The 24,038-nt window shown below is 34.3% G+C and carries 32 protein-coding genes and 3 pseudogenes; 12 read left to right on the top strand and 23 right to left on the bottom strand.

Annotated elements, in window-relative coordinates; all coding sequences use genetic code 11:
* Nucleotides 1–188: 188 nt before the first annotated feature.
* Nucleotides 189–638 carry an arsenate reductase family protein gene (locus N7U66_RS06685; protein WP_267677828.1) on the bottom strand — a complete coding sequence of 150 codons (450 nt, stop codon included), beginning with the start codon at nucleotides 636–638 and terminating at the stop codon, nucleotides 189–191.
* A 362-nt stretch (nucleotides 639–1,000) separates the two neighbouring features.
* Here N7U66_RS06685 and trxB point away from each other — a divergent pair.
* The 4 genes and pseudogenes from trxB (at nucleotide 1,001) to N7U66_RS06665 (ending at nucleotide 4,365) form a co-directional block, all read left to right on the top strand.
* A pseudogene (gene trxB / locus N7U66_RS06680) lies at nucleotides 1,001–1,986 on the top strand (thioredoxin-disulfide reductase).
* 121 nt (nucleotides 1,987–2,107) lie between these two features.
* Nucleotides 2,108–2,815: a tetratricopeptide repeat protein gene (locus N7U66_RS06675; protein WP_267677827.1), complete on the top strand. Its 708-nt coding sequence runs from the start codon at nucleotides 2,108–2,110 to the stop codon at nucleotides 2,813–2,815.
* A complete protein-coding gene (locus N7U66_RS06670; protein ID WP_267677826.1) occupies nucleotides 2,718–3,881 on the top strand; it encodes a tetratricopeptide repeat-containing sensor histidine kinase in 1,164 nt (387 codons plus the stop codon). Before N7U66_RS06675 ends, N7U66_RS06670 begins: the two co-directional genes overlap by 98 nt.
* Entirely contained in the window at nucleotides 3,853–4,365 is a 513-nt protein-coding gene (locus N7U66_RS06665; RefSeq protein WP_267677825.1) for a response regulator, read from the top strand. Before N7U66_RS06670 ends, N7U66_RS06665 begins: the two co-directional genes overlap by 29 nt.
* Nucleotides 4,366–4,416: 51 nt before the next feature.
* Here N7U66_RS06665 and N7U66_RS06660 read toward each other — a convergent pair whose 3' ends face one another.
* The 7 genes from N7U66_RS06660 to N7U66_RS06630 all read right to left on the bottom strand — a co-directional run bounded on the left by N7U66_RS06660 (nucleotide 4,417) and on the right by N7U66_RS06630 (nucleotide 8,976).
* Nucleotides 4,417–5,205 (bottom strand): GIN domain-containing protein, encoded by a 789-nt coding sequence (locus N7U66_RS06660; protein WP_267677824.1) that lies wholly within the window; start codon nucleotides 5,203–5,205, stop codon nucleotides 4,417–4,419.
* A 186-nt stretch (nucleotides 5,206–5,391) separates the two neighbouring features.
* Nucleotides 5,392–6,180: a nuclear transport factor 2 family protein gene (locus tag N7U66_RS06655; protein WP_267677823.1), complete on the bottom strand. Its 789-nt coding sequence runs from the start codon at nucleotides 6,178–6,180 to the stop codon at nucleotides 5,392–5,394.
* 11 nt (nucleotides 6,181–6,191) lie between these two features.
* Nucleotides 6,192–6,431 carry a hypothetical protein gene (locus N7U66_RS06650; RefSeq protein WP_267677822.1) on the bottom strand — a complete coding sequence of 80 codons (240 nt, stop codon included), beginning with the start codon at nucleotides 6,429–6,431 and terminating at the stop codon, nucleotides 6,192–6,194.
* Nucleotides 6,391–7,512, bottom strand: coding sequence for a hypothetical protein (locus N7U66_RS06645; RefSeq protein ID WP_267677821.1), 1,122 nt, complete (start codon nucleotides 7,510–7,512; stop codon nucleotides 6,391–6,393). Before N7U66_RS06645 ends, N7U66_RS06650 begins: the two co-directional genes overlap by 41 nt.
* Before the next feature lie 96 nt (nucleotides 7,513–7,608).
* The gene (locus tag N7U66_RS06640; protein ID WP_267677820.1) at nucleotides 7,609–8,028 is read right to left on the bottom strand and encodes a PspC domain-containing protein; all 420 of its coding nucleotides are present in this window, start codon (nucleotides 8,026–8,028) and stop codon (nucleotides 7,609–7,611) included.
* The gene (locus tag N7U66_RS06635; protein WP_267677819.1) at nucleotides 8,025–8,366 is read right to left on the bottom strand and encodes a PadR family transcriptional regulator; all 342 of its coding nucleotides are present in this window, start codon (nucleotides 8,364–8,366) and stop codon (nucleotides 8,025–8,027) included. The genes N7U66_RS06640 and N7U66_RS06635 overlap by 4 nt, the downstream gene beginning before the upstream one ends.
* Before the next feature lie 163 nt (nucleotides 8,367–8,529).
* Entirely contained in the window at nucleotides 8,530–8,976 is a 447-nt protein-coding gene (locus N7U66_RS06630; RefSeq protein WP_267677818.1) for a DUF4870 domain-containing protein, read from the bottom strand.
* A gap of 143 nt (nucleotides 8,977–9,119) precedes the next feature.
* Between N7U66_RS06630 and N7U66_RS06625 the strand changes: the two genes are divergently transcribed.
* The 7 genes from N7U66_RS06625 to N7U66_RS06595 all read left to right on the top strand — a co-directional run bounded on the left by N7U66_RS06625 (nucleotide 9,120) and on the right by N7U66_RS06595 (nucleotide 14,209).
* A complete protein-coding gene (locus N7U66_RS06625) occupies nucleotides 9,120–9,575 on the top strand; it encodes a DUF4442 domain-containing protein (protein ID WP_267677817.1) in 456 nt (151 codons plus the stop codon).
* Between the two features lie 64 nt (nucleotides 9,576–9,639).
* Nucleotides 9,640–10,437 carry a TIGR00266 family protein gene (locus tag N7U66_RS06620; RefSeq protein ID WP_267677816.1) on the top strand — a complete coding sequence of 266 codons (798 nt, stop codon included), beginning with the start codon at nucleotides 9,640–9,642 and terminating at the stop codon, nucleotides 10,435–10,437.
* A gap of 147 nt (nucleotides 10,438–10,584) precedes the next feature.
* Nucleotides 10,585–10,782: a hypothetical protein gene (locus tag N7U66_RS06615; RefSeq protein WP_267677815.1), complete on the top strand. Its 198-nt coding sequence runs from the start codon at nucleotides 10,585–10,587 to the stop codon at nucleotides 10,780–10,782.
* 121 nt (nucleotides 10,783–10,903) lie between these two features.
* Nucleotides 10,904–11,257: a hypothetical protein gene (locus N7U66_RS06610; RefSeq protein ID WP_267677814.1), complete on the top strand. Its 354-nt coding sequence runs from the start codon at nucleotides 10,904–10,906 to the stop codon at nucleotides 11,255–11,257.
* A gap of 68 nt (nucleotides 11,258–11,325) precedes the next feature.
* Nucleotides 11,326–12,129, top strand: a complete 804-nt coding sequence (locus N7U66_RS06605; RefSeq protein ID WP_267677813.1) for an MbnP family protein — start codon at nucleotides 11,326–11,328, stop codon at nucleotides 12,127–12,129.
* 174 nt (nucleotides 12,130–12,303) lie between these two features.
* Nucleotides 12,304–13,239 (top strand): cytochrome-c peroxidase, encoded by a 936-nt coding sequence (locus N7U66_RS06600; RefSeq protein ID WP_313791520.1) that lies wholly within the window; start codon nucleotides 12,304–12,306, stop codon nucleotides 13,237–13,239.
* Nucleotides 13,214–14,209, top strand: a complete 996-nt coding sequence (locus N7U66_RS06595; RefSeq protein ID WP_267677812.1) for a transporter family protein — start codon at nucleotides 13,214–13,216, stop codon at nucleotides 14,207–14,209. Before N7U66_RS06600 ends, N7U66_RS06595 begins: the two co-directional genes overlap by 26 nt.
* Before the next feature lie 117 nt (nucleotides 14,210–14,326).
* On the opposite strand, the gene N7U66_RS06590 is transcribed toward N7U66_RS06595, so the two are convergent.
* From N7U66_RS06590 to N7U66_RS06520, 15 genes and pseudogenes are all read right to left on the bottom strand, one after another.
* Nucleotides 14,327–15,265 (bottom strand): LysR family transcriptional regulator, encoded by a 939-nt coding sequence (locus N7U66_RS06590; protein WP_267677811.1) that lies wholly within the window; start codon nucleotides 15,263–15,265, stop codon nucleotides 14,327–14,329.
* 114 nt (nucleotides 15,266–15,379) lie between these two features.
* Nucleotides 15,380–15,799 carry a DUF2141 domain-containing protein gene (locus N7U66_RS06585; protein ID WP_267677810.1) on the bottom strand — a complete coding sequence of 140 codons (420 nt, stop codon included), beginning with the start codon at nucleotides 15,797–15,799 and terminating at the stop codon, nucleotides 15,380–15,382.
* A gap of 99 nt (nucleotides 15,800–15,898) precedes the next feature.
* Nucleotides 15,899–16,465, bottom strand: a complete 567-nt coding sequence (locus tag N7U66_RS06580; protein WP_267677809.1) for an OmpA family protein — start codon at nucleotides 16,463–16,465, stop codon at nucleotides 15,899–15,901.
* A gap of 2 nt (nucleotides 16,466–16,467) precedes the next feature.
* On the bottom strand, nucleotides 16,468–16,599 hold the full coding sequence (locus tag N7U66_RS06575; RefSeq protein WP_267677808.1) for a hypothetical protein: 132 nt from the start codon (nucleotides 16,597–16,599) through the stop codon (nucleotides 16,468–16,470).
* Nucleotides 16,553–17,227, bottom strand: coding sequence for a hypothetical protein (locus N7U66_RS06570; protein ID WP_267677807.1), 675 nt, complete (start codon nucleotides 17,225–17,227; stop codon nucleotides 16,553–16,555). The genes N7U66_RS06575 and N7U66_RS06570 overlap by 47 nt, the downstream gene beginning before the upstream one ends.
* Before the next feature lie 125 nt (nucleotides 17,228–17,352).
* Nucleotides 17,353–18,685, bottom strand: a pseudogene (locus N7U66_RS06565) (DUF58 domain-containing protein).
* A gap of 95 nt (nucleotides 18,686–18,780) precedes the next feature.
* Nucleotides 18,781–19,765 (bottom strand): annotated as a pseudogene (locus N7U66_RS06560) (AAA family ATPase).
* The gene (locus N7U66_RS06555; protein WP_267677806.1) at nucleotides 19,747–19,926 is read right to left on the bottom strand and encodes a hypothetical protein; all 180 of its coding nucleotides are present in this window, start codon (nucleotides 19,924–19,926) and stop codon (nucleotides 19,747–19,749) included. The pseudogene N7U66_RS06560 and the gene N7U66_RS06555 overlap by 19 nt, the downstream one beginning before the upstream one ends.
* A gap of 31 nt (nucleotides 19,927–19,957) precedes the next feature.
* Nucleotides 19,958–20,632 (bottom strand): DUF4350 domain-containing protein, encoded by a 675-nt coding sequence (locus N7U66_RS06550; RefSeq protein ID WP_267677805.1) that lies wholly within the window; start codon nucleotides 20,630–20,632, stop codon nucleotides 19,958–19,960.
* 11 nt (nucleotides 20,633–20,643) lie between these two features.
* A complete protein-coding gene (locus N7U66_RS06545; RefSeq protein WP_267677804.1) occupies nucleotides 20,644–20,976 on the bottom strand; it encodes a hypothetical protein in 333 nt (110 codons plus the stop codon).
* A 6-nt stretch (nucleotides 20,977–20,982) separates the two neighbouring features.
* The gene (locus tag N7U66_RS06540; RefSeq protein ID WP_267677803.1) at nucleotides 20,983–21,459 is read right to left on the bottom strand and encodes a DUF4129 domain-containing protein; all 477 of its coding nucleotides are present in this window, start codon (nucleotides 21,457–21,459) and stop codon (nucleotides 20,983–20,985) included.
* 73 nt (nucleotides 21,460–21,532) lie between these two features.
* Nucleotides 21,533–21,712 (bottom strand): hypothetical protein, encoded by a 180-nt coding sequence (locus N7U66_RS06535; RefSeq protein WP_267677802.1) that lies wholly within the window; start codon nucleotides 21,710–21,712, stop codon nucleotides 21,533–21,535.
* A 176-nt stretch (nucleotides 21,713–21,888) separates the two neighbouring features.
* Entirely contained in the window at nucleotides 21,889–22,278 is a 390-nt protein-coding gene (locus tag N7U66_RS06530; protein ID WP_267677801.1) for a hypothetical protein, read from the bottom strand.
* The gene (locus tag N7U66_RS06525; protein WP_267677800.1) at nucleotides 22,265–22,603 is read right to left on the bottom strand and encodes a hypothetical protein; all 339 of its coding nucleotides are present in this window, start codon (nucleotides 22,601–22,603) and stop codon (nucleotides 22,265–22,267) included. The genes N7U66_RS06530 and N7U66_RS06525 overlap by 14 nt, the downstream gene beginning before the upstream one ends.
* On the bottom strand, nucleotides 22,581–23,618 hold the full coding sequence (locus N7U66_RS06520) for a stage II sporulation protein M (protein ID WP_267677799.1): 1,038 nt from the start codon (nucleotides 23,616–23,618) through the stop codon (nucleotides 22,581–22,583). The genes N7U66_RS06525 and N7U66_RS06520 overlap by 23 nt, the downstream gene beginning before the upstream one ends.
* Before the next feature lie 35 nt (nucleotides 23,619–23,653).
* Between N7U66_RS06520 and N7U66_RS21490 the strand changes: the two genes are divergently transcribed.
* Entirely contained in the window at nucleotides 23,654–24,022 is a 369-nt protein-coding gene (locus N7U66_RS21490; RefSeq protein WP_313791441.1) for an RDD family protein, read from the top strand.
* Nucleotides 24,023–24,038: the final 16 nt, after the last annotated feature.

The following is a 24,038-nucleotide window of genomic DNA, read 5'->3' as shown; positions in this document are numbered from 1 at the left end:
CTGTTCTTATTACTATATTAAATCAATAATGAGTGTTATATAAAAAAATGTTATATGTATATATGCTACTGAGCGTTTATCATATAATTTTGTATGCTAATTTCTTTTAAAAGCATACCGTACTTTATTAAAAATGGTATAGTAATTAAATTTTAGTAGATTGAATAAATTAAAAAGCAGATAGGTAACTATCTGCTTTTTAATTTTGTGTTATAAAAAACACAGGTCTCAATCAGAATTTCGGCATCAAATCCTTCGGCTTTCACTTTTATTATGCGCTCTACTTCAGAAGGGGTGTCCACTAGAAAGTAATTTTTTTGAAAAATTAAAACGGGAGCTTTTAAGCATTTTGGATGCGCATGTAACACTTTTATCCAATCATTATCATCGAAACTCGTGGTGTCATCGTATTCCGACTTAAAATCGGGATGTTCCGTGTTTATTAAATTCGAAATAGATAGGTCTAGATTTTCGGCAATGGTAGCCCACTGTGTTCCCGTAACTTTCGTTTTAGAAATGTCTATGGCTTGAAGGTTCTTGTCTAATCCGTAAACATAAGCATGCGTTTGTTTTCCTAATGAGGTTTCCGAGTTGTAAAACAAGGTGGTTTGTCGTTCATCTGTCGCTATAGTTCCCATAATACATTGTGTTTTTTTGTTATGGGGAATATAGGTATAAAGATGATTTTCAGATAGCACAATCGGTCTTATTAATAGCTCATTTCAGATTTAAAATAGCGATCCTCACATTTATTGCAGTTAATGGAACCGTTGTGTTTTATATTCCAAATACTGTTATCTACTATGCAATAGGTAAAGCCATGTTGGGAAAAACAAGTTAATAACGCCATATAAGTTGAGTGTAACCATTTAGCATAACTAGGACGTATGCTTTTGTCTTGGTTTCATAAAAAATCATTATTGTTTAATAACATCTGTTGATAACTTAACTGTAAGTTTTCTACCAAAAATACTACTTTTACTGTATTAAATAATGAAACATGTCTGATACAATAGAAAGAGTAAAATGCTTAATAATAGGATCTGGTCCTGCAGGTTATACTGCTGCGATTTATGCAGCCGGAGCGAATATGAAACCCGTGTTATACCAAGGAACACAGCCTGGTGGACAATTAACAACAACAAACGATGTTGAGAATTTTCCAGGGTACCCAACAGGTATTACTGGTCCGAGAAATGATGATGGAACTGCAAAGTCAAGCCGAGCGTTTTGAAACAGACGTTAGAAACGGCTGGATTACCAAAGTTGATTTTTCACGGCGATATACATAAAGTGTGGGTTAATGATGAAAAAGAAATTCACTGTGACACCATTATAATATCTACTGGTGCGAGTGCTAAATATTTGGGTTTAGATTCTGAGCAAAAATATTTGAAATTAGGCGGTGGTGTTTCAGCATGTGCTGTATGTGATGGGTTCTTTTACAGAAACCAAGAAGTGGTTATTGTTGGAGCAGGAGATAGCGCTTGTGAAGAAGCACATTACCTTTCAAAATTATGTAAAAAGGTAACAATGTTAGTAAGGCGTGATGAATTTAGGGCGTCTAAAATTATGGCTTCACGCGTAAAAAACACCCCTAATATTGAAATTTTGTTCAATACGGAAACGGAAGAGGTTTTAGGTGACGGACAAGTGGTTACTGGGGTAAGAGTAGTAAATAATCAAACCAATGAAAAGCACGATATTCCTGCTACAGGTTTCTTTGTAGCTATTGGTCATAAACCCAACACAGATATCTTTAAAGATTATTTGGAGTTGGACGAAACAGGATATATTGTAAATGCGAAACCAGGGACGTCTAAAACTAATGTAGAAGGCGTATTTGTAAGTGGTGACGCAGCAGACCATGTGTATCGTCAGGCGATTACTGCGGCAGGAACCGGTTGCATGGCGGCCTTAGACGCAGAGCGCTACTTAGCGGCAAAAGATTCTACTTTTGAGGTGAGTACTTCTACCTATAACTAAAGATTAACAACAGATCACGACGAACTAAAAGCCAAAACTATGTTTTGGCTTTTTAAGCTTCTGATTTAAAAACAATTATCGGGTTATGAAATAATTTATCTATTTTTGAAAAATTAAAAGTTTGTCCCTAATCGAAGCGAATACTGAGAAATTAATGGCTTTTACTAATCTACCTCAAATGGAACGTGTTAATTCGCTTTTGGAGAAAGCGTATGTAGGTCGCACAAGTGATTTGTCTAAGAGTATCGCCTTGTCTAAAGAAGCTTTACAAATGAGTAGAGATTTAGAGGACCAATTATTAATAGGCAATAGTTTAAACAAGCTGGGGCTTTTTTACATGATCATTAGTGATTTTGAAAAGTCGAATGCGGCATCAAGTGAAGCCATTACCTGTTTTAAGGCTATTAAAAATGAAAGGGGCATAGCAGATGCCAAGTACACTTTAGGCAGCGTGCTTTATAAGTCTGATAATCATCATAAAGGGTTGTATTATTTGCTTGAAGCCATGACTATTTATAAAACATATGATGATTTTTCAAACCTCTCTAAAGTTGAAAAAGCGATAGGAACCATTTATGAATATCTTGGGGATACAATAAATGCCTTTAAAGCCTATAAAAGTGCCATTAAAAATGCTAGGAAAATTAACGATACCAATTTAGAATCCAACGTATTTAATAATCTTTACTGGTTTAGTACTAAAAAAAGGCAAGTCAAAAATTGCGATGAGAATGATCACCTATTCTCTAAAATTAAAACAGGAAAGTGGCGATATAAGAGGTTATGGTTTTGCCCTTTACGGTCGGGCAAAAGTATATTTATTCACTAAAGAATATAAAAAAGCGGAACAGGATTTTATTAAAGCAATTGAAATTCATCAAGAAACAGTCGAAAATATGGGAGCCTCTATGTCCCTCAGTAAATTGGGTAAGTTATATTGTGAATTAGGCGATTACACTAAAGCAGAAAAAACCGTTAAACAAAGTTTGAAACTTACGGTAACATACAATATATCGCTTATAAAAATTAAAAATTACCATTTACTGTACCTTATATTCAAAGGGGCTAATAATATTAAAGAGTCCTTGTTTTATTTAGAGTGTTACCTTAAGGAAAAGGAAAGTGTCATGACGACTCAAGCCTTAAGAATTATTGAGAATTACGACTTGATAAACCGGATGAATATACTAGAGAATGAGGCTAAAATTCAAAGAGAAAAGCAAAAAGCGATAGATAAGAAAAATAGAGATCAAAAGCATATTTTAAAGCAGAAACAGGATTTTTTATCTATAATGAGTCATGAGATTAGAACCCCTTTAAATGCCATAACGACCATTGTGTCTTTATTGAAAAATAAGATTAGGGGTGAGGATAAAAAATTATTTGATAGTTTGCAGTTTGCCTCGAATAACTTAATTATTATAGTTAATGACATCTTGGACTTTACAAAGTTAGATTCCAATAAATCGGTAATAGAAGAGAATAATATAAACTTTAGTGCGCTGTGTGCAAACATATTAAACTTATACGGGAATGCGGCGAATAATAAAGGTATAAATCTTATTTTAAAAAACGGTATTCCGGAGGAACAACATTACCTAATAGATCAGCCAAAAATGGCTCAAATATTAGGGAACTTAATTAGTAATGCCATAAAATTTACAAGAGATGGGGATGTGATATTTCATACGCAACTCATAGCGCAGGATGATATACACGATAAGATTAAATTTATTATAAAAGATACCGGTGAAGGCATTTCTAAACAAGATCTGGAGGTTATTTTTGATAGTTTTTCTCAAATAAAGCCTATAACAACCAGGAGAACAGGGGGGCACGGGTTTAGGCCTGGCCATAGTAAAGAAATTGGTATCCTTATATGGAGGGAGAATTGAAGTCAAGAGTGCTCTTAATAAAGGTTCAGAATTCTATTTTACGATTAAATTAAAGCGCGTCGCTAAAAAGGAAGTTATCGAAATTACTGATTTTGAATTGCTAAAAGGAAAAAAAGCTTTAATTGCTGAAGACACCCCTTTAAACGCCATGTTAATGCGAAAAGTGCTAACCAATTGGGGTATTGATACCGATCATGCCAAAGACGGAAAAGCCGCTTTAGAGGCTTCTAAAAAGAATGCCTACGATTTCATTCTTATGGATGTACACATGCCAGTAATGAATGGATTTGAAGCGACACGATTGATAAAAACCACAGCTAATAAAAACCAAAAAACACCGGTGTTTGCCGTAACCGCAGATGTTTTAACTAGTGACAATAAAGAGAGTACTCATCTTTTTGATGCCATACTATGGAAACCGTTAGAGATTGATAAGCTTTTTAAGGCGTTATCAAACTGTAAATTACAAAAAAGGGCGCTTTAAGTGCGCGCTATTTCTTTCTTATTATGGCTTCATCATCAAATTTTTTCAAATCTATTTTCGGGTTCCCATATATGTACGTTTCTGTATCACCGAAGCTTCAATAGTTAAATTTTTAGTGGCTTGAAGGTAAATTTCAGATCGGCCTTCAGTAAGTAAATTACAGTTTTTTGCCTCAAGTTTATCGGCTTTTAGAGTTATGTTATTATCCGCTTTAATAATTAAATCATCCACATCGCCTTCAATTTTCGCATCACTGCGTTGTAAAAGGTTCATGTTAATAGTTGACGCATTAAACAGTGCTTCCAAATCACTGTTATCACTCATTTCTAATGTAATGGTGTTTGCGGTAACATTTAATTCAGACTCACTCTTGCCTGCGGTTATATAGGTGAAATGATCGGCTTCCAAGGTCATATAAGCTTTTGCTGATTCTTTTGTTTTCAAGATGAAATCTTTTAATTTTAAATCTACAGTAGCAGTAATTTCTGCATCCTCTTTTAATTCAATAATTTTAAGCGAGTCTTTATAGATTACAGTAATATCCATCGTTTTACTTGATGTGATTCTTTTGTTGGTCTTAAAAGACAAAGTGCCAGTATCATCCACAGCGAAATTGATGACCTCGTGTAAATTGTCATCTGTATCTATGTGTACCGCAGCTTGATCTCCATATTTTATTTTTAGCTTAAAATCATCACCAATGAGTAGCCTGTTAAAATTTAGTATTTCAGTAATTTGGGTGGTGACATTTCTGTTGCCTTTTATTTTTTCACTACTCTGAGAAAAACCAGTGAGTGTTATAAAGGTAGTAAGTAGAAGTAGGTGTAATTTTGTTTTCATTAGTATCGTTTATGGTTATGGCAAAGATATAACAAAAACCATCCCAAACTTTTAAAAAGCCTGAAATGGTTATGTACTTGTTGATTCTAAGTGGTTTTAGAAAGTGATTACAAGAAAATATCGATGAGTATATTGGTGATGAATTTAACGATGGTTATCATGTTGATTGGTTTTTTGATTAATGAATTATTGTTTAATAGCTTCTTCTACAATGCTATTGTTTTCTCGGACTATAAACTTTTCGATATGTCCTTGTGAGTCTGATATAAACTCAAAAGTTAAAGGGGCCTGCTGATGCGTAAACAAGGTCTCTGTTTTAGGAAAAATATCGGCATCCATTTTTCCTGCTTTTATGTGCAGACCTTTTTCTGTTTTCGAAATCACTACAAGTCCTGAAGTTTTAGCATTGTAGTGCCCAGTATAAGATTCTAGAAGATCTTGAGACACTTTTGCGTTCTCGGTTTTCGGTTCCTTTTTTATGGTATGATCATAACTTAGAACTCTTTTTAGTTGCCAATTATTTTCTGTTTTTATCCATAAATGAGTGAATTTAGCAAGGCTGGCTTTTTGTTCAGGCTGCCCTTCTTGTGATTCATAAAATTGGTGCTCTCCTTTTTGAATGGCGCCATATAAAACGCCTTTGCTATATAGCGGATAAACAGAAAGACTGCCATTTACTAATTCACGTCTTGACTTTATAGTGTTCTTGGCATTGCATAATCCGTCTTTTATCCCAATGATAAAGACTTCTTTAGATGATGTAACACCCGATTGGTCATGATAAAACTCAAAATCGTCTGCAATTAAGGTTTCAAACGGTTTGATATCACAGGTATTAAAACCATTATTAAAAAGTAAGCTATCGCTTTGTTTTAATGTAATAAATAGTTCTGATTTTATAGACGCTTGAGCGACTACGTTATAACAGAGGCCTAAGAAAAGCGTGGTGGTAATGATTGTTTTGATTGATTTCATGTTGTCTTGGTTTATTCTTTCTTTTCAGAAGTTATTTTCACGCCTTCCTCATCAATGTTCACTTTTACATTTTTAGTGCTGCCTTTCACGCCATTTTCATCAATAATTAAAGTGTTTTCATCGGTTTCAGCTTGAAAACCTTGGGTGTTGATTTTAATTTTCGCATTGTCGTTATTGATATTGACATCGATTTCAAAATCTTCATTTTCCTCAAAGTCTTCTCGGACAATCGTTACAAATAAGTTTTCCATTTTCAACTGTTAGATAATGATTTTCCATGCCTTGATCTAAAAGGTCATTAAACCTGTTTGAATCATTACTATGGTAATTGTAAACATTTTCATTAGCATATAATGTACTGCCAACGGGTAAGTATAAAGTGACTTCTACGCCTTGATCCCGCTGAGATTCATTATTAGGTATCGTGAAATGGTTGTTTAATAAAAGCGTGTTATCTTTTAATTCATAACTATAAGAAATACGGCTGGCCCTTTTTTTGGCACCATCAAAAGAACTTCCTCGAGCCGTTTTTATGACTTTTACTTTTGCAACGCTATCTTGAGTAGATTTTACAAGTAGCCTAATGCCTTGTGAATAGACTACTCGGTCTCCATTTTCATTAAATCCAGTATTAAAATTGCGGAAACGTCTGTTGAAATTTTCTGCAAATTGATCATTACTTCTCATAGATAATACTAAAGTATCTTGTGAGTTTATAGTCTCTAATGTCTTACTCTGAATCACTGGTGCTTTCTCGCTGTAAGAGATACTTTGTTTTGCTCCTACGATGGCAATACCTATTAGTGACAATACCCGGACTCCCAAAAGGGTGAATTTAGCCACATTACCCATCGATTTTAAGTTGGTTATTAAGATTTTTAATCCTAAATAGAACAAGAGTAATAAGGGGATGCAAATAATAAAGTATAACAGTAGAGATACTAACCATAAAGGTGTTTCAGAGGCTTGAGATAACCACAGAAAGTCTGAATTACCCATGTGCACGTGATCTATAAAGTTTGAAGATATAACGGCAACTGTTGTAGCAATTACACCAGCAGCACCAGTGATCATTAGTATGATACCAATAAATTTGGCGAAAATCTTTAATAGGAAAGTGAAGACTTCCGCAAGCGTATCAAAAAAAGTTTGTGAGCTGCTTTTTATGCGATTAGAATCTATCCTTTTCATACCTTCACTTGCTTGTTCAAAACCCTCTTTAAGTTTATCCCCTGCTTTTTGAAGATTGGGTCCTATGCTTTCTGAAACGCTACCAAAACCATCACGAATTTTTTTTTCAATGTTAGAAATGGTAACACTTTCACCAGTCATCTGTATTTTTTCTGAAGTGGTTTTTGCTTCAGGAATAAAAATCCACAGTAGTATGTAAATTAAAACACCTGTACCAAATCCTAGAACCGGAATTAACTAGATGAGTCTAATCCGGATGGCATCGACACCAAAATAGTGTGCTAATCCAGCTGAAACACCTCCAACATAGGAGTTGTCTGTATCTCTAAAAAGTTTTCTGCTAGCACTTTTACTTCTATAGTGATTTTGAGGTTCATCTTCAAAAATTTCATCATCTACAATATAGTCTTCGGGCTGTCCCATAATGGAGATCACTTCATCAACCTCTTTGGTGCCAATAACTTGTTTGTCATGTTTTACACGTTCTGTGAATAATTCTGAGATACGAGCTTCTATATCTGATATTATTTCAGAACGGCCTTGAGAATCTGTAAATGAACGTTTTATAGCCTCAAGATAGCGCTGTAATTTTAAGTATGCATCTTCATCTATGTGAAAAAATATACCTGCTAAATTTATGTTGACTGTTTTATTCATTTTGCTTTAGTTTTTGATGGTGTTACAATGTTAACTGCGGTTTGTAATTCGTCCCAAGTGGTGGTCAATTCTTTTAAAAACAGTTGTCCCGTTTCTGTGAGTCCGTAATACTTTCTTGGAGGTCCTGAGGTAGATTCTTCCCAACGGTAATTAAGAAGGCCTGCGTTCTTTAATCTTGTTAGCAAAGGATAAATAGTCCCTTCTACCACAAGTAATTTGGCGTCTTTTAATGTGCCTAAAATTTCGGCGACGTAGGCATCTTCGTCTTTTAAGACCGATAAGATGCAATACTCTAAAACACCTTTACGCATTTGTGCTTTTGTGTTTTCTATTTTCATGTGCTCATTTTTTTTAAAGGGGTTATACCGTTCGCATGGTAAACGCTTGGATTGATTCGTTTTACTAATTGCTGCATGGCTTCCTTTTAATTTTTGTTAAACTGTTCATTTTTTGATTGATTGAATTGATGATTATTTTTTTCTGAAATACGTCAGTATCGATTTATTTTAAAAAGTTAATGGTTAGCGGGTAGTGATAATAAGCCCCTTCTTTGGCACTTAAACTGGCCTTAATAACAAACACAATTTCCAATATAAACCCGACAACGGCTAAGAATCCAATGGAACCTCCTATATAAAATAGAGGTGTGGGATGACTAATATTTAGGTTCATGCCATCAAAAAAATTGAAATCGATGACATCGAATGTTCCGAAAAGATTAAATAAGAAAAAGGGTACAGTAATTAAACCTATAATGATGCTGTAGAGTAAAATACTAATCTGAAAATTAATGGCTTGCTTGCCGTGTTCGTCTATAAATTCCGATTTATCTTTGTTAATGATCCATAAAACCAATGGCGCAATAAAATTACCAAATGGAATGAGAAACCTTGAAAAGGTAGATAAGTGAATAAAGGTAGCAATGTTATTGTGGTTATTTGTAGTCATTTTAAAAGTATATAATAGTTTCTTATACAAATATATGTCTAAAAAAAGGTATTATGTTACGCATAGTACTAATATTTAACAAAATATTAACATATTGCTATGTGGATTATTTTCAATAATTTTGATAAAAACAAAACAACAATATGACCCTTACACCTAGAAAAATCAACATGTTTAATGCACTGAAGTTGCCTTCGGTTTACTTAATGGGCGTACGCGTCACAGACATAACAAAAGATTCATGTGCCGTTAAAGTAAAACACCGATGGCTTAATCAAAACCCATTTAAATCCATGTTTTGGGCCGTGCAAGGTATGGCGGCAGAGTTAACCACTGGTGCTCCGGTACTCATGAAAATTAAAGAAAGCGGAGAAAAAGTTTCCATGTTAGTCTCTAATAATAATGCCAATTTTTCAAAAAAAGCAACAGGTAAAATCACTTTTGAGTGTAAAGATGGTCATAAAATAGACGAAGCCTTAAAAAAGACTATTGAAAGTGGTGAAGGAGAAACCATATGGATGCAATCCATTGGAACCAATGAAGCTGGGGTAGTGGTATCCACGTTTAATTTTGAATGGTCTGTAAAAGTTAGACGTTAAAATTTTGTAACAAAAACAAAATAATGCGAACTAATAGCCGTATTAATCTAAATAAAATAAAGAAATGAACGCACACGAAATAGATTACAGGATTTACGGAGAAGAAATGCAGTACGTAGAAATCGAACTCGATCCACAAGAAGCTGTTGTTGCAGAGTCCGGAAGTTTTATGATGATGGACGACGGCATTAAAATGGAAACCATTTTTGGTGATGGCTCTCAAAATGACTCCGGATTTTTTGGTAAAATTTTAGGTGCTGGAAGGCGTATTTTAACTGGAGAAAGTTTATTCATTACCGCATTCTATAATACGTTAAGTGGTAAACGTAATGTGTCCTTCGCTTCACCCTATCCAGGAAAAATTATTCCCATAGACTTAGCCGAGTGTGGTGGTAAATTTATCTGTCAAAAGGATGCCTTTCTCTGCGCAGCTAAAGGGGTGAGTATAGGTATAGAGTTTAGTAAAAAATTGGGACGTGGTTTATTTGGTGGAGAAGGCTTTATAATGGAAAAACTTGAAGGTGATGGCATGGCGTTTGTACATGCAGGTGGAACAACCGCTAAAAAAGAACTAAAGGCTGGCGAAATACTTCGAGTAGATACAGGGTGTATTATAGGTTTTACCCAACATGTAAACTATGATATTGAATTTATAGGCGGTATTAAAAATTCGATTTTTGGCGGTGAAGGTCTGTTTTTCGCCAAATTAGAGGGGCCAGGAACCGTTTACATTCAATCACTACCATTTAGTAGATTGGCCAATCGTGTCATCGCAAGTTTGCCTAGAGGCGGAAAAAGCAAAGGAGAGGGCAGTATATTAGGAGGATTAGGAGATTTTTTAGATGGTGATAATCGATTCTAAACGGTATTGATTATTGTTTTTTTAATTGTTAAAATAAGAATGAATTGCGTTTCGTACTCTTTTTTTTATTACATTTAATCGAATTAATAAACCGTTTGCCTATTTATACATCTACTTTTTATTTTAACCTAACCCTATTACTAAATTATGGCAAGAGCAATGTTCGAGTATACCAAGACGATACTCAGTAAAGTTAGTTTTGACGTTAATTTGTTTTGTAAAGAGGTTCAGAAAGCACTTCAACGATTATTACCCTATGAGATTGAAGAACTTAAGATTTATATTGAATCTTTGGTTAGCCGTAATCCCAATTTAAATCAATGTTTAATCTATTTAAAGCAATAATAAAAAAAGCGACTTTCGAGTCGCTTTTTTATTATTCTATAATTAGTAAAACTAAAGTTTCGGGTTTATCTTTGCATAAAGATATGTTACACTGAAATCATTTTTTACAATATTACTTTTTATGTCATTTGCCGCTCGTCCATTATTTTTCGCTGGATATGTAGCTTATTTTGAATTAAACATCGATTACATTATTGAAAACTATTGTGTTAACAAAGAAAAACCACAGTTGCAATGTAATGGTAAATGTCATTTGGCGAAACAACTGGCCTCTGTGCCCTCTTCAATAGATCTTGAAAATGAATTAGCATTAAATAAATTAGTAGAATCTTTCTTTCCTGTATTTTACTTAAATTATAATTACAAGAAACTTATTAAAATTGATTATAAAATTAATCTAGACAAGATTTTATCAGATAATAAGTTGTATTCTTTTTGTTTTGAAAACACACACTTTAGACCTCCAATAGTTTAGATTTTATTTTTTGTCAGTCGTTATCTAAGACTGAAATTCAAACATTTCAATTAATAAAATTTAAACAAATGAAAACTTTAAAATTTACATTTGCGCTTTTACTATGCGCAATACTATTCTCATGCTCATCAAATGACGATGACAACATTGCGGAAGATCTTTCAGGTCAAAAAGGACAATTAATTCTTAAGTTCGATAATGGTATTGGCGATCAGGATTTTATCTTTGGTACTAACTACAGTAAATCAAACAATGAATCCTATAAAGTTGATAACTTAAAGTATATCATTAGTAATATTAGAATTAAAGATAGTCAGGGAAATTTGGTTATGTATCCCGAACAAGACAATGCTTTTATTATTGATGAAGCAGAGGCCAACAATGCAGGCGAAATTTTACTAACTTTAAATAACATTGATGCAGCAGACTATACTGAAATTACTTTCGGAATTGGAATAGACCAAGAGCGTTTTGCTTTAGGGGCAAATGGTCAGGGAAATTTTTTAGAATTGGCAGAATCTAAAGGTATGCTTTGGAGCTGGGCTGCAGGTTATAAATTTATTAGAATAGACGGGACATTTTCTAACGATTCAGTGACAGATGAGCCATTAAATATACACATGGGAAGTGTTGGCTCTTCTTTAGATAATTATCGTGAAGTCACTTTAAGTTTTACCAATACGGCAAGAATAAGACAACATACTTCACCTGAAGTTCATATAAAATCTGATATCTCAAAAGTATTTGATGGTATAACGACTATCAATTTTGCGGATGGATATGATCAAGTACATGTTGATGCGGTTGAAACACCAATAGTGGCTAATAACATTAGCGGAATGTTTATAGTACATCATGTGCATAACGATTAATTAATAATTAAACCATTGGAGAACGAAACATCTTCAATGGTTTTTATTTAATCCATACAATTATGAAAAAAATAATTCTTTTTTTTCTAAGTATTCTTGTATCTGTATCATGTTCTAACAAGGCTGATGTTTTGGTATATGAACCATTTCCAATAGCTCTAGAATTACCTTCAAATTTTCCGAGAGACCACTTATAATTTAGAAAATAACCCGCTTACAGAAGCTGGTTTCGAACTTGGTAAAAAACTATTTTACGAAGGGAAATTATCTTCCAATAATGCTATTGCTTGTGCCTTTTGCCATGAACAGGCGTTTGCTTTTACTCATCACGGACATAATTTAAGTCATGGTGTTAATGGAGGTATTGGTTTTAGAAATGCGCAACCAATTCAAAACTTAGCTTATCAAAGCACTTTCATGTGGGATGGTGCAGCGACACACTTGGACCTTCAGCCAATTATTCCCATAACTAGTGCTTTAGAAATGGGAGAAAGCTTAAGTCACGTAATAGAAAAATTAAGTTCAGACCTTTATTACCAAGAACAATTTGAGCGAGCCTTTGATGACGGTGAGATTAATACAGAAAACATGCTTAAGGCTTTGTCTCAGTTTATGTTGATGATGGTGTCTTCAAATTCTAAATATGATAAATTTATTAGAAATGAAGATGACACAACATTGAGTTCACTTGAATTAGATGGCTTAAGTACATTCGAAACAAAATGTGCTGGTTGTCATGCAACAGATTTATTTACAGATCAAGAGTTTAGAAATAACGGGTTATCTATTAACCCACAATTAAATGATAAAGGACGTTTTAATGTTGGAAATAATCCTAATGATCTGTATAAATTTAGAGTCCCAAGTTTAAGGAATATAGAGGTTTCCTACCCCTATATGCACGATGGTAGATTTGCAACTATAGAAGCCGTTTTAGAGTTTTATAATTCAGGAATTACAGATAATGGTAATGTTGATTCCATATTACAAAAGCGAGATGGGACTTATGGTATTACACTTTCTAATTACGAGAAAGAAAGTTTAACAGCCTTTTTAAAAACACTAACAGATTACGAATTTTTAAATGATGAACGTTTTGCAGAATTTTAGAAAAATAACAGTATTACTTCTTATTAGTATAACACAGGCACAATTTTTAAGTGCTCATGAGAAAAATAGAGCATGTAACAATCATTATAAACACACTTTTTTTTGTGATTTATGTGGTTGTTCTACAAGTAGTGGTAGTTTTGGTTTTGGAACTTTGAGTAATGCTAATTTTGTTGGTGTTCGATATCTTTATCAAAATTTCGAATCTAAAAATGGAATTTTTGAAAATTCACCAATAAGTAAAGAGGTATTTCGTACCTATCAATTATGGGCTCAAATTCCTGTTATAAAAACATTTTACTTAAGTGCGAATGTACCTTATCACGATTTAAGCAGAACATTTAATGGAATAACTGAAAACATATCCGGATTAGGCGATAGTAGTTTAATAGGCTGGTATAAATTGATTTTTTACAAGAAACAGAATGAAGAAACCTTAAACTTTGATGTAAAAAAAGAGGCTTCAGGTCATTCTATTCAATTTGGTTTAGGTTTAAAATTACCTACAGGTGAATTTGAAGAACGATTGGCAGATAATATTAACCCAGGTTTTCAAGTAGGAACAGGAAGTACAGATGGTATTCTATCTTTTGGTTATAATTATGGTGGTAACACGTTAGGTGTTAATACGCTTTTTAGTTATTATTTAAAAGGAGAGAATAAAAATGAATACCAGTTTGGTAACCAATTCAGTTATACAACTAATCTATATACTGCATTGTCAACTAAAAAAATGAATATTATGCCTTTTTTAGGAGTTTCAGGTGATATTTATAGTTCAATTAAACAATATGGAGAAACTTTAAATGACACAGATGGTAGTATAATCAATGCGTCATTAGGTTCAGAATTTGCAGTTGAAGATTTTATTTTTGGAGCAAGTTATACCTTACCTGTGAATCAAAATCTTTTTGGTCACGATGTGAAATCTAAGCAGCGTATTTCTGTCTACATCAATTATGCATTATAACATAAACCTCATAAAATGGGTTACTCTCGGACGCCGTTGAAATAATCTAAAATAGTATAGACTATAGTTTTCAATTGCGCTCAGAGTAAAACATTTTAGTTATTTATAAATCATCTGTTATTTTGCTAAAGGACTAACAATTTGTACATTACGGAAGGCTATAGCACCACGAACAACACTAGCGATAACCTCCTGCATGGCTTCAATAATTTGCATCTTTAGTTCACTTTTGTGATAGATAATACTCACTTCTCTTGCTGGAGAAGGGGCTGTGAAATGATGTAAGTTTTGTTTGGCGCTTTCACTCATATCTATGGTGTGTAAATAGGGAAGTAAGGTCATGCCCATCCCTTCGTTAGAAAGCTTAATAAGTGTTTCTATGCTACCGCTCTCCAGTTGGAAATGCTCATCGGTTTGATCTTTAAACCCTTTACAAAGATTAATGACCCCATCTCTAAAACAATGGCCATCTTCCAGTAAAAGCATGTCGTCAATATCTAAATCTGAAACTTCCAGTATTTTTTTATCTTTTAATCTGTGATTATTGGGGACATAGGCAACAAAGGGCTCAAAATAAAGCACCCGTTCCTTGATGTTTGCATTTTCTAAAGGAGTCGCTGCAATGGCGGCGTCTAAATGACCATCATTAATTCTCGTGATGATCTCTTCAGTGGTAAGTTCTTCTATTTTGAGTTTTACTTTTGGATGTTTTTTTATAAAGGTTTTAAGAAACATAGGCAATAGGGTAGGCATTACGGTTGGAATAATACCGATTCTAAATTCTCCACCTATAAAGCCTTTTTGCTGGTCTACAATATCTTGAATGCGGTACGATTCATTAACAATATTACGTGCCTGACTAACTATTTTCCTGCCAACATCAGTGAGTTCAATGGGTTTTTTACTGCGATCGAAAATTTGAATGCTTAGCTGATCTTCCAATTTTTGTATTTGCATGCTTAAAGTCGGCTGCGTTACAAAGCATTTTTCAGCCGCTTTCGTAAAATTTTGATACTCTGCTACTGCAAGAACATAGGTGAGTTGCGTGATTGTCATATTTGCATAATAATTAATTATGCAAATATACAAAACAATCAATAATATTGATTGCTTAAATGAAAAAAGGAAATAATTAATTATTATTTCCTTTCTATCTTCAATGGAGTTGAGTTAAAATCTAATAGTTAAGTTTAAATCTTCATCTTTAACTTCAATTTCGGCGTCACTATATCTTGGTGGTCCATAACTTAATGGATTATTAGACATGCCGTAAGATTCTGCCGGCATTCCATTGGACTCAAAATCCATTCTCCCATTTTCATTTTCATCGTGTAATGCCATGATACCGTAAGTTCCAGGAGCAACATTTTTAAATGTAATGGTTATTTTTCCGTTCTCTATTTTGCTTTCAGCAGTCTGTACCGCTTCTGTTTTCATAAAAGTAGCTTCGGTATGTAATCCTAATACAACTTTGCCTACATCATTTTTCACATTGTCAATGGTTACTGTGATGTCATGGTTTTGGTTTTGTTGAGCAAAGCCAAATAGTATAGGTAAAATAAATGCAAATGTAATTGTTAATGTCTTCATGAATAAAGGTTTGTTTGTTAATACTGATTCAAATATCCTCAGAAATTAAAAAAGTACCGAAACAGAATGACTCAACTGTTGTTTTTTAAGGCTGAACGGTTAATTTACAATAAAAATCTCCACACGTCTATTTGCTAAACGGCCTTCTTTTGTATTATTATCTGCAATAGGATTGTCTTCACCATAGCCTTGAGACGTTAAACGCTCTTCATTTATACCACTCAAAACCAAGTAGTCTTTAACACTTTTAGCACGCTGCTCTGATAGCGCTAAATTGGTTTGAGTACCTCCAGTGCTATCGGTATGTCCAGCAATGTGAAATTTCATTTTTGGCTGTGATTCCATGATCTTCTTTATTTCATCTATAGCACGTTTGTCTCTTTGATTTAATACGGCAGTACCATTATTAAACACAATGGTACGGGATAAGGCATTTAGTTGACTAGTAACTTCAGCTTTTATGGCTTTATTTCGCTCCTTTTGTTGTAATGCTAGTATGTTGGCTTGTTCCTGCTGCTGTTGTACAGAAGGACATCCTGCGTTTTCAGGTGGGCCAGGTTGTTCCGGGCACTTATCTTGGCTATCCACAATTCCATCTTTGTCGGTGTCTATACGTGGACAACCCCCATCATTGATGGCACCTTGCACTACCTGGGCAATCATCATATTTATCTCGGTGTCCCATCGCCATCATTATCGGGACAGCCACGCATAGAGCCTGGTCCAAAATCGTTAGGACATAAATCTTCTGAATCAATAACACCATCTTTGTCTGTATCTCGGACACCCCTTAGTTTCATAGCTACCAAATAATTCAGGACAGGCGTCTTCAGTATCATTAATGCCATCATTATCGGTGTCTTTTCCGCCAAATCGGAATACAATTCCGGCGGAATGTTGGTAATGTTTTAAGCCATAATCTTCAAAAGCATGTTTGTATACCGATTGTACATTAAAACCAAACGAATGACCTATCCATATATTCAAGCCAACGCCGCCATTTATGGTTCCAGCGCCAATGGTATCTAACCAAGTATAACCGCCTCCAATAGTTATGTAGGGGTCTAAAATGTTTAGCCCATTACTAAATTGATATTTAAACATACCATCTAATGAAATATAAGGATACTCTGGTTCTGAGATCTCCGCATCAAGAATGGGATAGTTCTCTTGAATACTATTTAGGGAGGCAACACCCTCAAAAGACAGCTTGTTTTTAATTAGGCGGCCAGCAGATAATCTAAAACCAGCAGGGTTTTGATTCCATGTTTTAAACCTGCCTACTCCGGCTTCTTGTTCCCGTACAGGATTATTAATGGCACTGGTTCCAAAACTAGTGGTCCAAGGCTTATTTACAGTTTGAGAATGAGACGTTTGAAAACTTAAAGCACAAACGAAAATAAAAAAGAGATAACCAAATGGTTTCATCAAAGTATAGTATTTAATTAATAGCAATGACAAGATATATTAAAAATAGAATACTGAAAAAGATAAGTTTGTTTTGTGGATTAAGTGCTAGAAAACACAGTCAAAAATCAAGATTTAATCAAAAATCACAGTAAACCTCTTGCTTTAATTTCTAAGTACTTGTTTATGGTATTGACAGATAATTTTTCCGGAGCAGTTAAAACACTTTGAATACCATGCTTTTGAAGCTCCTTAACCATTAAACGTTTCTCATAAGAAAATTTTTCAGCGATGGTTTTATGATAAATGGCTTGAAGATTCTCAGCATCCTCAGCAATAAGCGCATCAAGTTCTGTATTTTCAAAAATAACCACCACTAGCAAATGTTTTTTGGCAATGGCTTGTAGATAGGGCAATTGTCGTTTCAAGGCACTAATATGTTCAAAATTAGTGTAGAGCATCAATAAACTTCTATGGGTGACTTTTCGTTTTAATTGTGCATATAATAAACTAAAATCACTATCGGTAAAATGCGTGTCGATGTTATATAAGCGTTCTAAAATAGTATTTAAATAGGTTAATTTTTGTACGGCTGGTAGATAGGAATCTACCGTTTTAGAAAACGTTAACATGCCTACTTTATCATGTTTCTTTAAGGCCACATTACTAAAGGCTAAGGTAGAATTTATGGCATAGTCTAATAATTTCAAGCCGTTAAAAGGCATTTTCATAACCCGTCCCGTATCTATAATAGAATAGATAGGTTGAGATTTCTCATCTTGGTATTGATTAACCATTAGAGCGCCACGTTTAGCAGTGGCTTTCCAATTTACCGTTCTAAAATCATCCCCTTGTACGTAATCTTTAATTTGCTCGAATTCTGAAGTATGTCCAATACGTCTTATCTTCTTAAGTCCAAACTGGGTTAAGCGATTACTCATGGCGCGTAAAATCATATTTCTGCATTTGAATAAATGAGGGATAAACGGCCACCATTTGCTCATTTTGAAATTTGAACTTCCGTTTAACGATCCGTAAACCTGAAGACACATAGATATTAAGAAAACCAAAGGTGTACTCGCCGCGTTCTACTGGACGCACTGTATAGCTAAAATCATGAATTTCACCAGATTTTAAAGGAACTTCATAATTGAAATCTCTTTTTTGAAACTGAACCGGTAGCTCGTCTATTACTGATATATGGGTTTTAAAGGGGTAGTGGTTGGTGATCGTGATAGGTACCGGGTTTTCATCACTATTAGAAAATTTATCGGGTAACAAGCGTCTAACCTTAAAGGGGTGTTTAAAACGATAGAGTAAAAGTAAATCGGTTAGAAATAATACTGAAACTCCAACAGTAACCATCCAAGCCACAGCATACAGAACAGGAATCCAATACGACAATAAAAAGCACACCGATGCGCTCGACATATAAATGTAGAAGCCTTTATGTAAATATAGTGAGCGTAGGAATGTCATGTTTTTCAAAGTTATGAATATGTTATAGTCTTCCGGCTGCAAATAATGCGTGTCTTCAGCCTCTGAATCTCATTATTCCAGTTTGGTTTTAACTGTTACCTCGGTACTTCTACAGATTGTACTATCATTTCCACAACATTCTCTGTCGTCATCCCTTCCATTTCACGCTCTCGGTGTTAAAATAATTCTGTGATTTAACACAGGGATGAGAGCTCTTTTCACATCTTCAGGAATTACAAAATCTCTTCCATTAATAGCCGCAAAGGATTTTGAAGTATTTAAAATAGCAATGGATGCTCTTGGTGATCCCCCTAAATATAAATGCGGATGGTTTCCGGTTTTTGAAACCAGTTCTGCAATGTATTTAATTATTTTTTCTTCTACTAAAACCGATTGAATCTTCGTTTTATAATCTGCTAAATCTTGAGCATTTAAAATAGGTTCTATGAGCGTTTGTGGTTTTTCGCCTTTGCGCTCATGGTGGGTTTGAATGATTTTTACTTCATCTTCTAGGGTGGGATAATCTACTTTTATTTTAAAGATAAAGCGATCTAACTGCGCTTCGGGTAGGGCATAGGTGCCTTCATGTTCAATGGGGTTTTGAGTGGCTAAAACCATAAAAGGATTTTCAAAGAGATAAGTAGTCCCATCTACAGTAGCTTGCCGTTCTTCCATGGTTTCAAACAAAGCTGCTTGTGTTTTTGCTGGTGCCCGATTGATTTCATCTATCAACACAATATTAGAGAAAATAGGGCCTTTTTTAAATTCAAAGGCCGCATTTTTCATATTTAATATAGACGTTCCTAAAACATCACTAGGCATTAAGTCTGGTGTAAATTGAATCCGGTTAAAATCGGTTTTTAAAACCTTAGCAAATAGTTTTGCTGTGATTGTTTTCGCAATCCCAGGAACACCTTCTATTAGTACATGACCATCTGAGAGTAAAGCGACTATTAATAATTCAATAAAATCTTCTTGTCCTACAATGACTTTGCCAAGTTCATTTTTTATCTGCGCTACGGCATTTTTTAAATCCTCTAAAGGGATTCTGTTATTGAAATCTAAATGTTGTTCTTCCATGTGTTATTGGATTTGAATTTTTCTATAGAGGTGTTGAGTTTTTCTAAGGCCTCTGTTTTAATAGTGTCACTATTTAAAATCGTTTCTATCATGTTAAACAGGACTTGAGTGTCTTCTACAGTATTATTGCTTCTTGCTGCCAAGTGCTTTGTAAAAGTCATATCAATGGTATTGGTGCTTAAATGTAAATGACTACGAATATACTCCGAGAAAATGCTCAATTTTATGTTGCGCAAGGTCTATGTGCTTTCCGTTTTCGTAATACATGTTTGCAATAGTACGTGTAAACGCTAGCGTTTGATTCTGTAACGGCTCTACCACAGGTACTGCACGTTGCTTACGTTTGCCTTCAAAAAGCACATAAAAAAGGACTGCTATAAGGGACATATAATACGCCCATTTTAGCTGTTTCGCTTTAAAAAACACATATAACGGTGAAGTGCTTATTTTTTTGCCACGCTTATAGTGGTTGTCTAGATAGATCTGTTTTGACGGATTTAAATACGAGAGGACTCCTGCGGTATACTCATTATTTGGTTCTTCTAAAATAAAATAATTGGTAAAGGCCTGCGGAAAAGTAGATAAAATAATTTCGCCATCTCCAAAGGGGTGTTTAATGATATTGGTATAACTGTCGTTTATATCAACACGCTCTTCTGATGCACTATTGAACACACCTATAACTTCTGTAGAATCCGCATGGGGTGCTTTAAAATAATACATAAAGTTCACTTTGTTAAATGCGTAAGGCGCTTTGCCTTTTAAGTCTTTATCTTTAAGTTGAAGCGCGAACTGGTTATTAAAATTATCAAAATTACTCTTCAAAACCTGTTCTAGATTCAAGGTGTCCAGTAATTTTTGGGTCATGGTTTGTGAGGCTATGAATAACGTGTTGCCTTTGGTGGTCCAATCCGAAGTTTATTCAATTCGGCTTCATCAATAGTTACCCGGTCATTTATAAAAACATAAGAACCAGATATGGTGTTGGTATTTAGGTATTCAAAAGGCGGGCGGTCTACATCAACAACCGCTTCTTTAGAAAACATACGTTCCATTTGTGCATGGAAGATAAAGGTTCCAAACGGAATTTTGTGGTGTTTCGCGTATGAGGGAAACCAATTTAATTCCTCGGGCTTATTAGCTTCTAAGACCACAATAAGTAGTATCGCCAACGCCGTAAGGACCACATATATTTTACCTTTATTACTCAATAGCTATTAGTTAATTTGGTTATTTAGGGTAATGAATTCTAATTTTAAATGTTCAAATTTTGGAGCATCAATCTCAAATTCACCGTACCAGATGTAATCATAAATTCTAGTTATTTTTTCGAATTGGCTTAGCATTGTGTTACTCACGATTTCTTTTTTGTAATCCTCGTTCGTTTTTTGAGGTTGCCAATCAATAATATGGGCTTCGGTAAGCGTTTTTAGAGACCATAAATAATAATATCGAATGGCTAAGCGATAATTGTTTTGTTTGACGGCTTCTGAAATTAAAATAGTAATATCCTCATTTTTAATAATCTGCTCTTCATCAGTAAAGGCCATAGTGCCTTTTTTAGTTTTACCGGAAATAAAATGCTTAGCATTGACTTTTAGAAAAAAACGAATTAAGAGAAATACTAAGCCCGCGAGTAAAATATAAGGGAGTATTCTGAGTATAAACCATAAAACACCACCAGCGGATTCCATACCAAAAATAGCTTCTAAAACTTTTTTTAAGCCATTGTACAGCCAACGTTTAAATTTGGCCCACCAAGAATCTTCATTTTCTCGGCTTTATTTCATAATTAAAAGCGTGGTCCTTTTTATATTCTTGTAAATCTGTTTTAGAGAGTTCCTGCTTTTTATAATACGAAGTTTCTTTTGTAACTGTAGCGTCTTGTTGTGAAAAACTAAAGTTAAAAAGGATGAAAAACAAAAAGAAAACTCTTAAAAGTGGCATGTGCTATTCTATTTTACCTAGAGTGTCTATACGTTCAAATGTTCCTGTAAAATGCTTTTTTTCGTTTAAATTAAAGTAGATAAACACAGAAGCGATTACAATCACAATATTAGATAGAAATTGAAAGAAAGAGCTCAATACATTAAGCATGATATAAACTGGATCAACAATAGTATTTAAAGCGGTGGGGTCGATGTCACCGAAAAAAGACCCATTTTTAGATAAGTATACATGGTGGCCGGTAGGGCAAATACAAAGCTCAATACCATGACTAAGATAAATAATAATAAAACGGTTAAAAAAGTCATTAATAATTCATCTCTAATCAAGCTATAACTTTCACTATAGGCTCCAGTAGCATCTTGCTTTGTAAAGACATAAATAGGCATAACAATGGCCATAGGAATCATAAAGTAGAGTACTGGGAAACAGCATATCATGACAGCGACAATAATGGTTAAAAATTTTAAAACACTCAATCCAAAAAAGCCCCAAAACGAATGGTTGACTTGCGCTCGTATGTCTTGTAACTGAACCAGACCTCTATTTTCTTCATACGATTTCATGTAATGCAATGTCGTAGATACCGTAAACACATAAGCTAAGATGGCAGAAATAATATAGACTAGGTAGGCTAAAATTAATATAATTACGTTGGCACCAGTAAAATAAATTAGCGTTAGCTTGAGGGTTGGTGAAATCAAGATTGAATTGACCCCCCATAGTATATATATAAAAGACTAGTGCAAATAAAAACAATAATAAATAAGGGCCTGCAATAGCTATAATAGATTTGAACAACGGTTTGTATTCGTTACGAATAAAAGCAAAAGTGTCTGTAAAAATCTCGCCCAATTCGCGTTGTTTTTTAAAATCGATGTAGGTTTTCATGATGTTCGTTTAGTTGGTTTGGAAGTAAATGTAATTCTTGTTCTTGTAACGCTAATTTTTGTTTTTCTTTTTTATTTAAAGCCATGGGGTAAAACACATAATAGAAACATATTAGCGTCAATGAACTTGTAATAATTAAAATAGCCAGCCAATCCGGCATTTCAGTATGTCTCGTCACAAAGCCTTCTAAAAAGCCTGCGATAATAAAAAAGGGAATGGTACTCATTAAAATTTTAAGCCCGTTCATTACACCTCGTTTAAAAGATGCTAACCTCGTATAAGTACCAGGAAAGAGCATGCTGTTTCCTAAAACTAGACCGGAAGCACCGGCTATTATAATTACTGAAATTTCAATGGTACCATGAATCCAAATGGTTCTTACAGATTCCCACAGTAACCCTTGTTCGTAAAACATATATTGAAAACTGCCAAGCATGATGCCGTTCTGCATCATAATGAAAAGCGAACCTATAGCGAACATAATCCCATACCCAAAGGCCATAAGAGCGACTTTGATATTGTTTAAGGTGATACCTAAAAACATGTGGAATTCCCCTTGTTCTTTATATACGCCCATGGGGTCTCCCTTTTCAATATTTTCCATGGTCATGTTTACATAATTGTCACCTAGAAAACCTCGAACAAAGTCGCCTTCATTAGCAGCAGAATAAACGCCAACAATGACGAATAATGTAAAGACGAGAAAGGCTACTAGTAATTCGCGATGGTGATGAAAAAACATAAGTGGGAACTCATGTGTAAAAAACGTGATAATCCTGTTTTTTGATTCTTTTTTAGTCTCATAAATTTGTTGATGCGCCACAGATGCTAAACCGTTTAGGTAGCCTTCAGTATTGCTATCGGGGTAGAAGGTTTTAGCATAGCTAAGATGATCAGTGATTTCTATATATAGGTTTGATAAAGCATCTGGTGAAATTACTGTTTTATTTAACAGAACATTTTCAAATGTTAACCATTTATCCTTATTTTGCTTCACGAAAGCAGCCTCACGCATATAGTACCCTCTTTTGCTTTCAAAGAAAAGAAAATATGAAGGAATTTCAAATAGAAACCGCTCAAAATGTAAGCATACAACAAAATGCAGCCACTATTGTCGATAGAATGTGGGCATACCTTATAGATACTGCTATAATTTATGCCTATCTCATCTTGAGTATTTTATTATTGGTGGCATTAGATCTTGATTTAGGGGATACTTGGGCCATTTACTTACTAGTGTCACTGCCTGCTTTTTTATATTATGTGTTGTTAGAAACGTTTTGGAACGGTCAAACCATAGGCAAACATTTAATAAAAACAAGAGTGGTTAAGTTAGACGGTTCAAAACCAGGCTTCGGTAACTATTTTGTACGTTGGATTATGCGTATTGTAGATGTGGTAATCACTTCGGTGGTTTAGCGGCCTTAGTGATTTT

The organism is Lacinutrix neustonica (assembly GCF_026625145.1).
Taxonomy (GTDB): domain Bacteria; phylum Bacteroidota; class Bacteroidia; order Flavobacteriales; family Flavobacteriaceae; genus Lacinutrix; species Lacinutrix neustonica.
The sequence above is the reverse complement of the archived record's forward strand: the minus strand, read 5'-3'. Positions and strand labels throughout refer to the sequence as shown.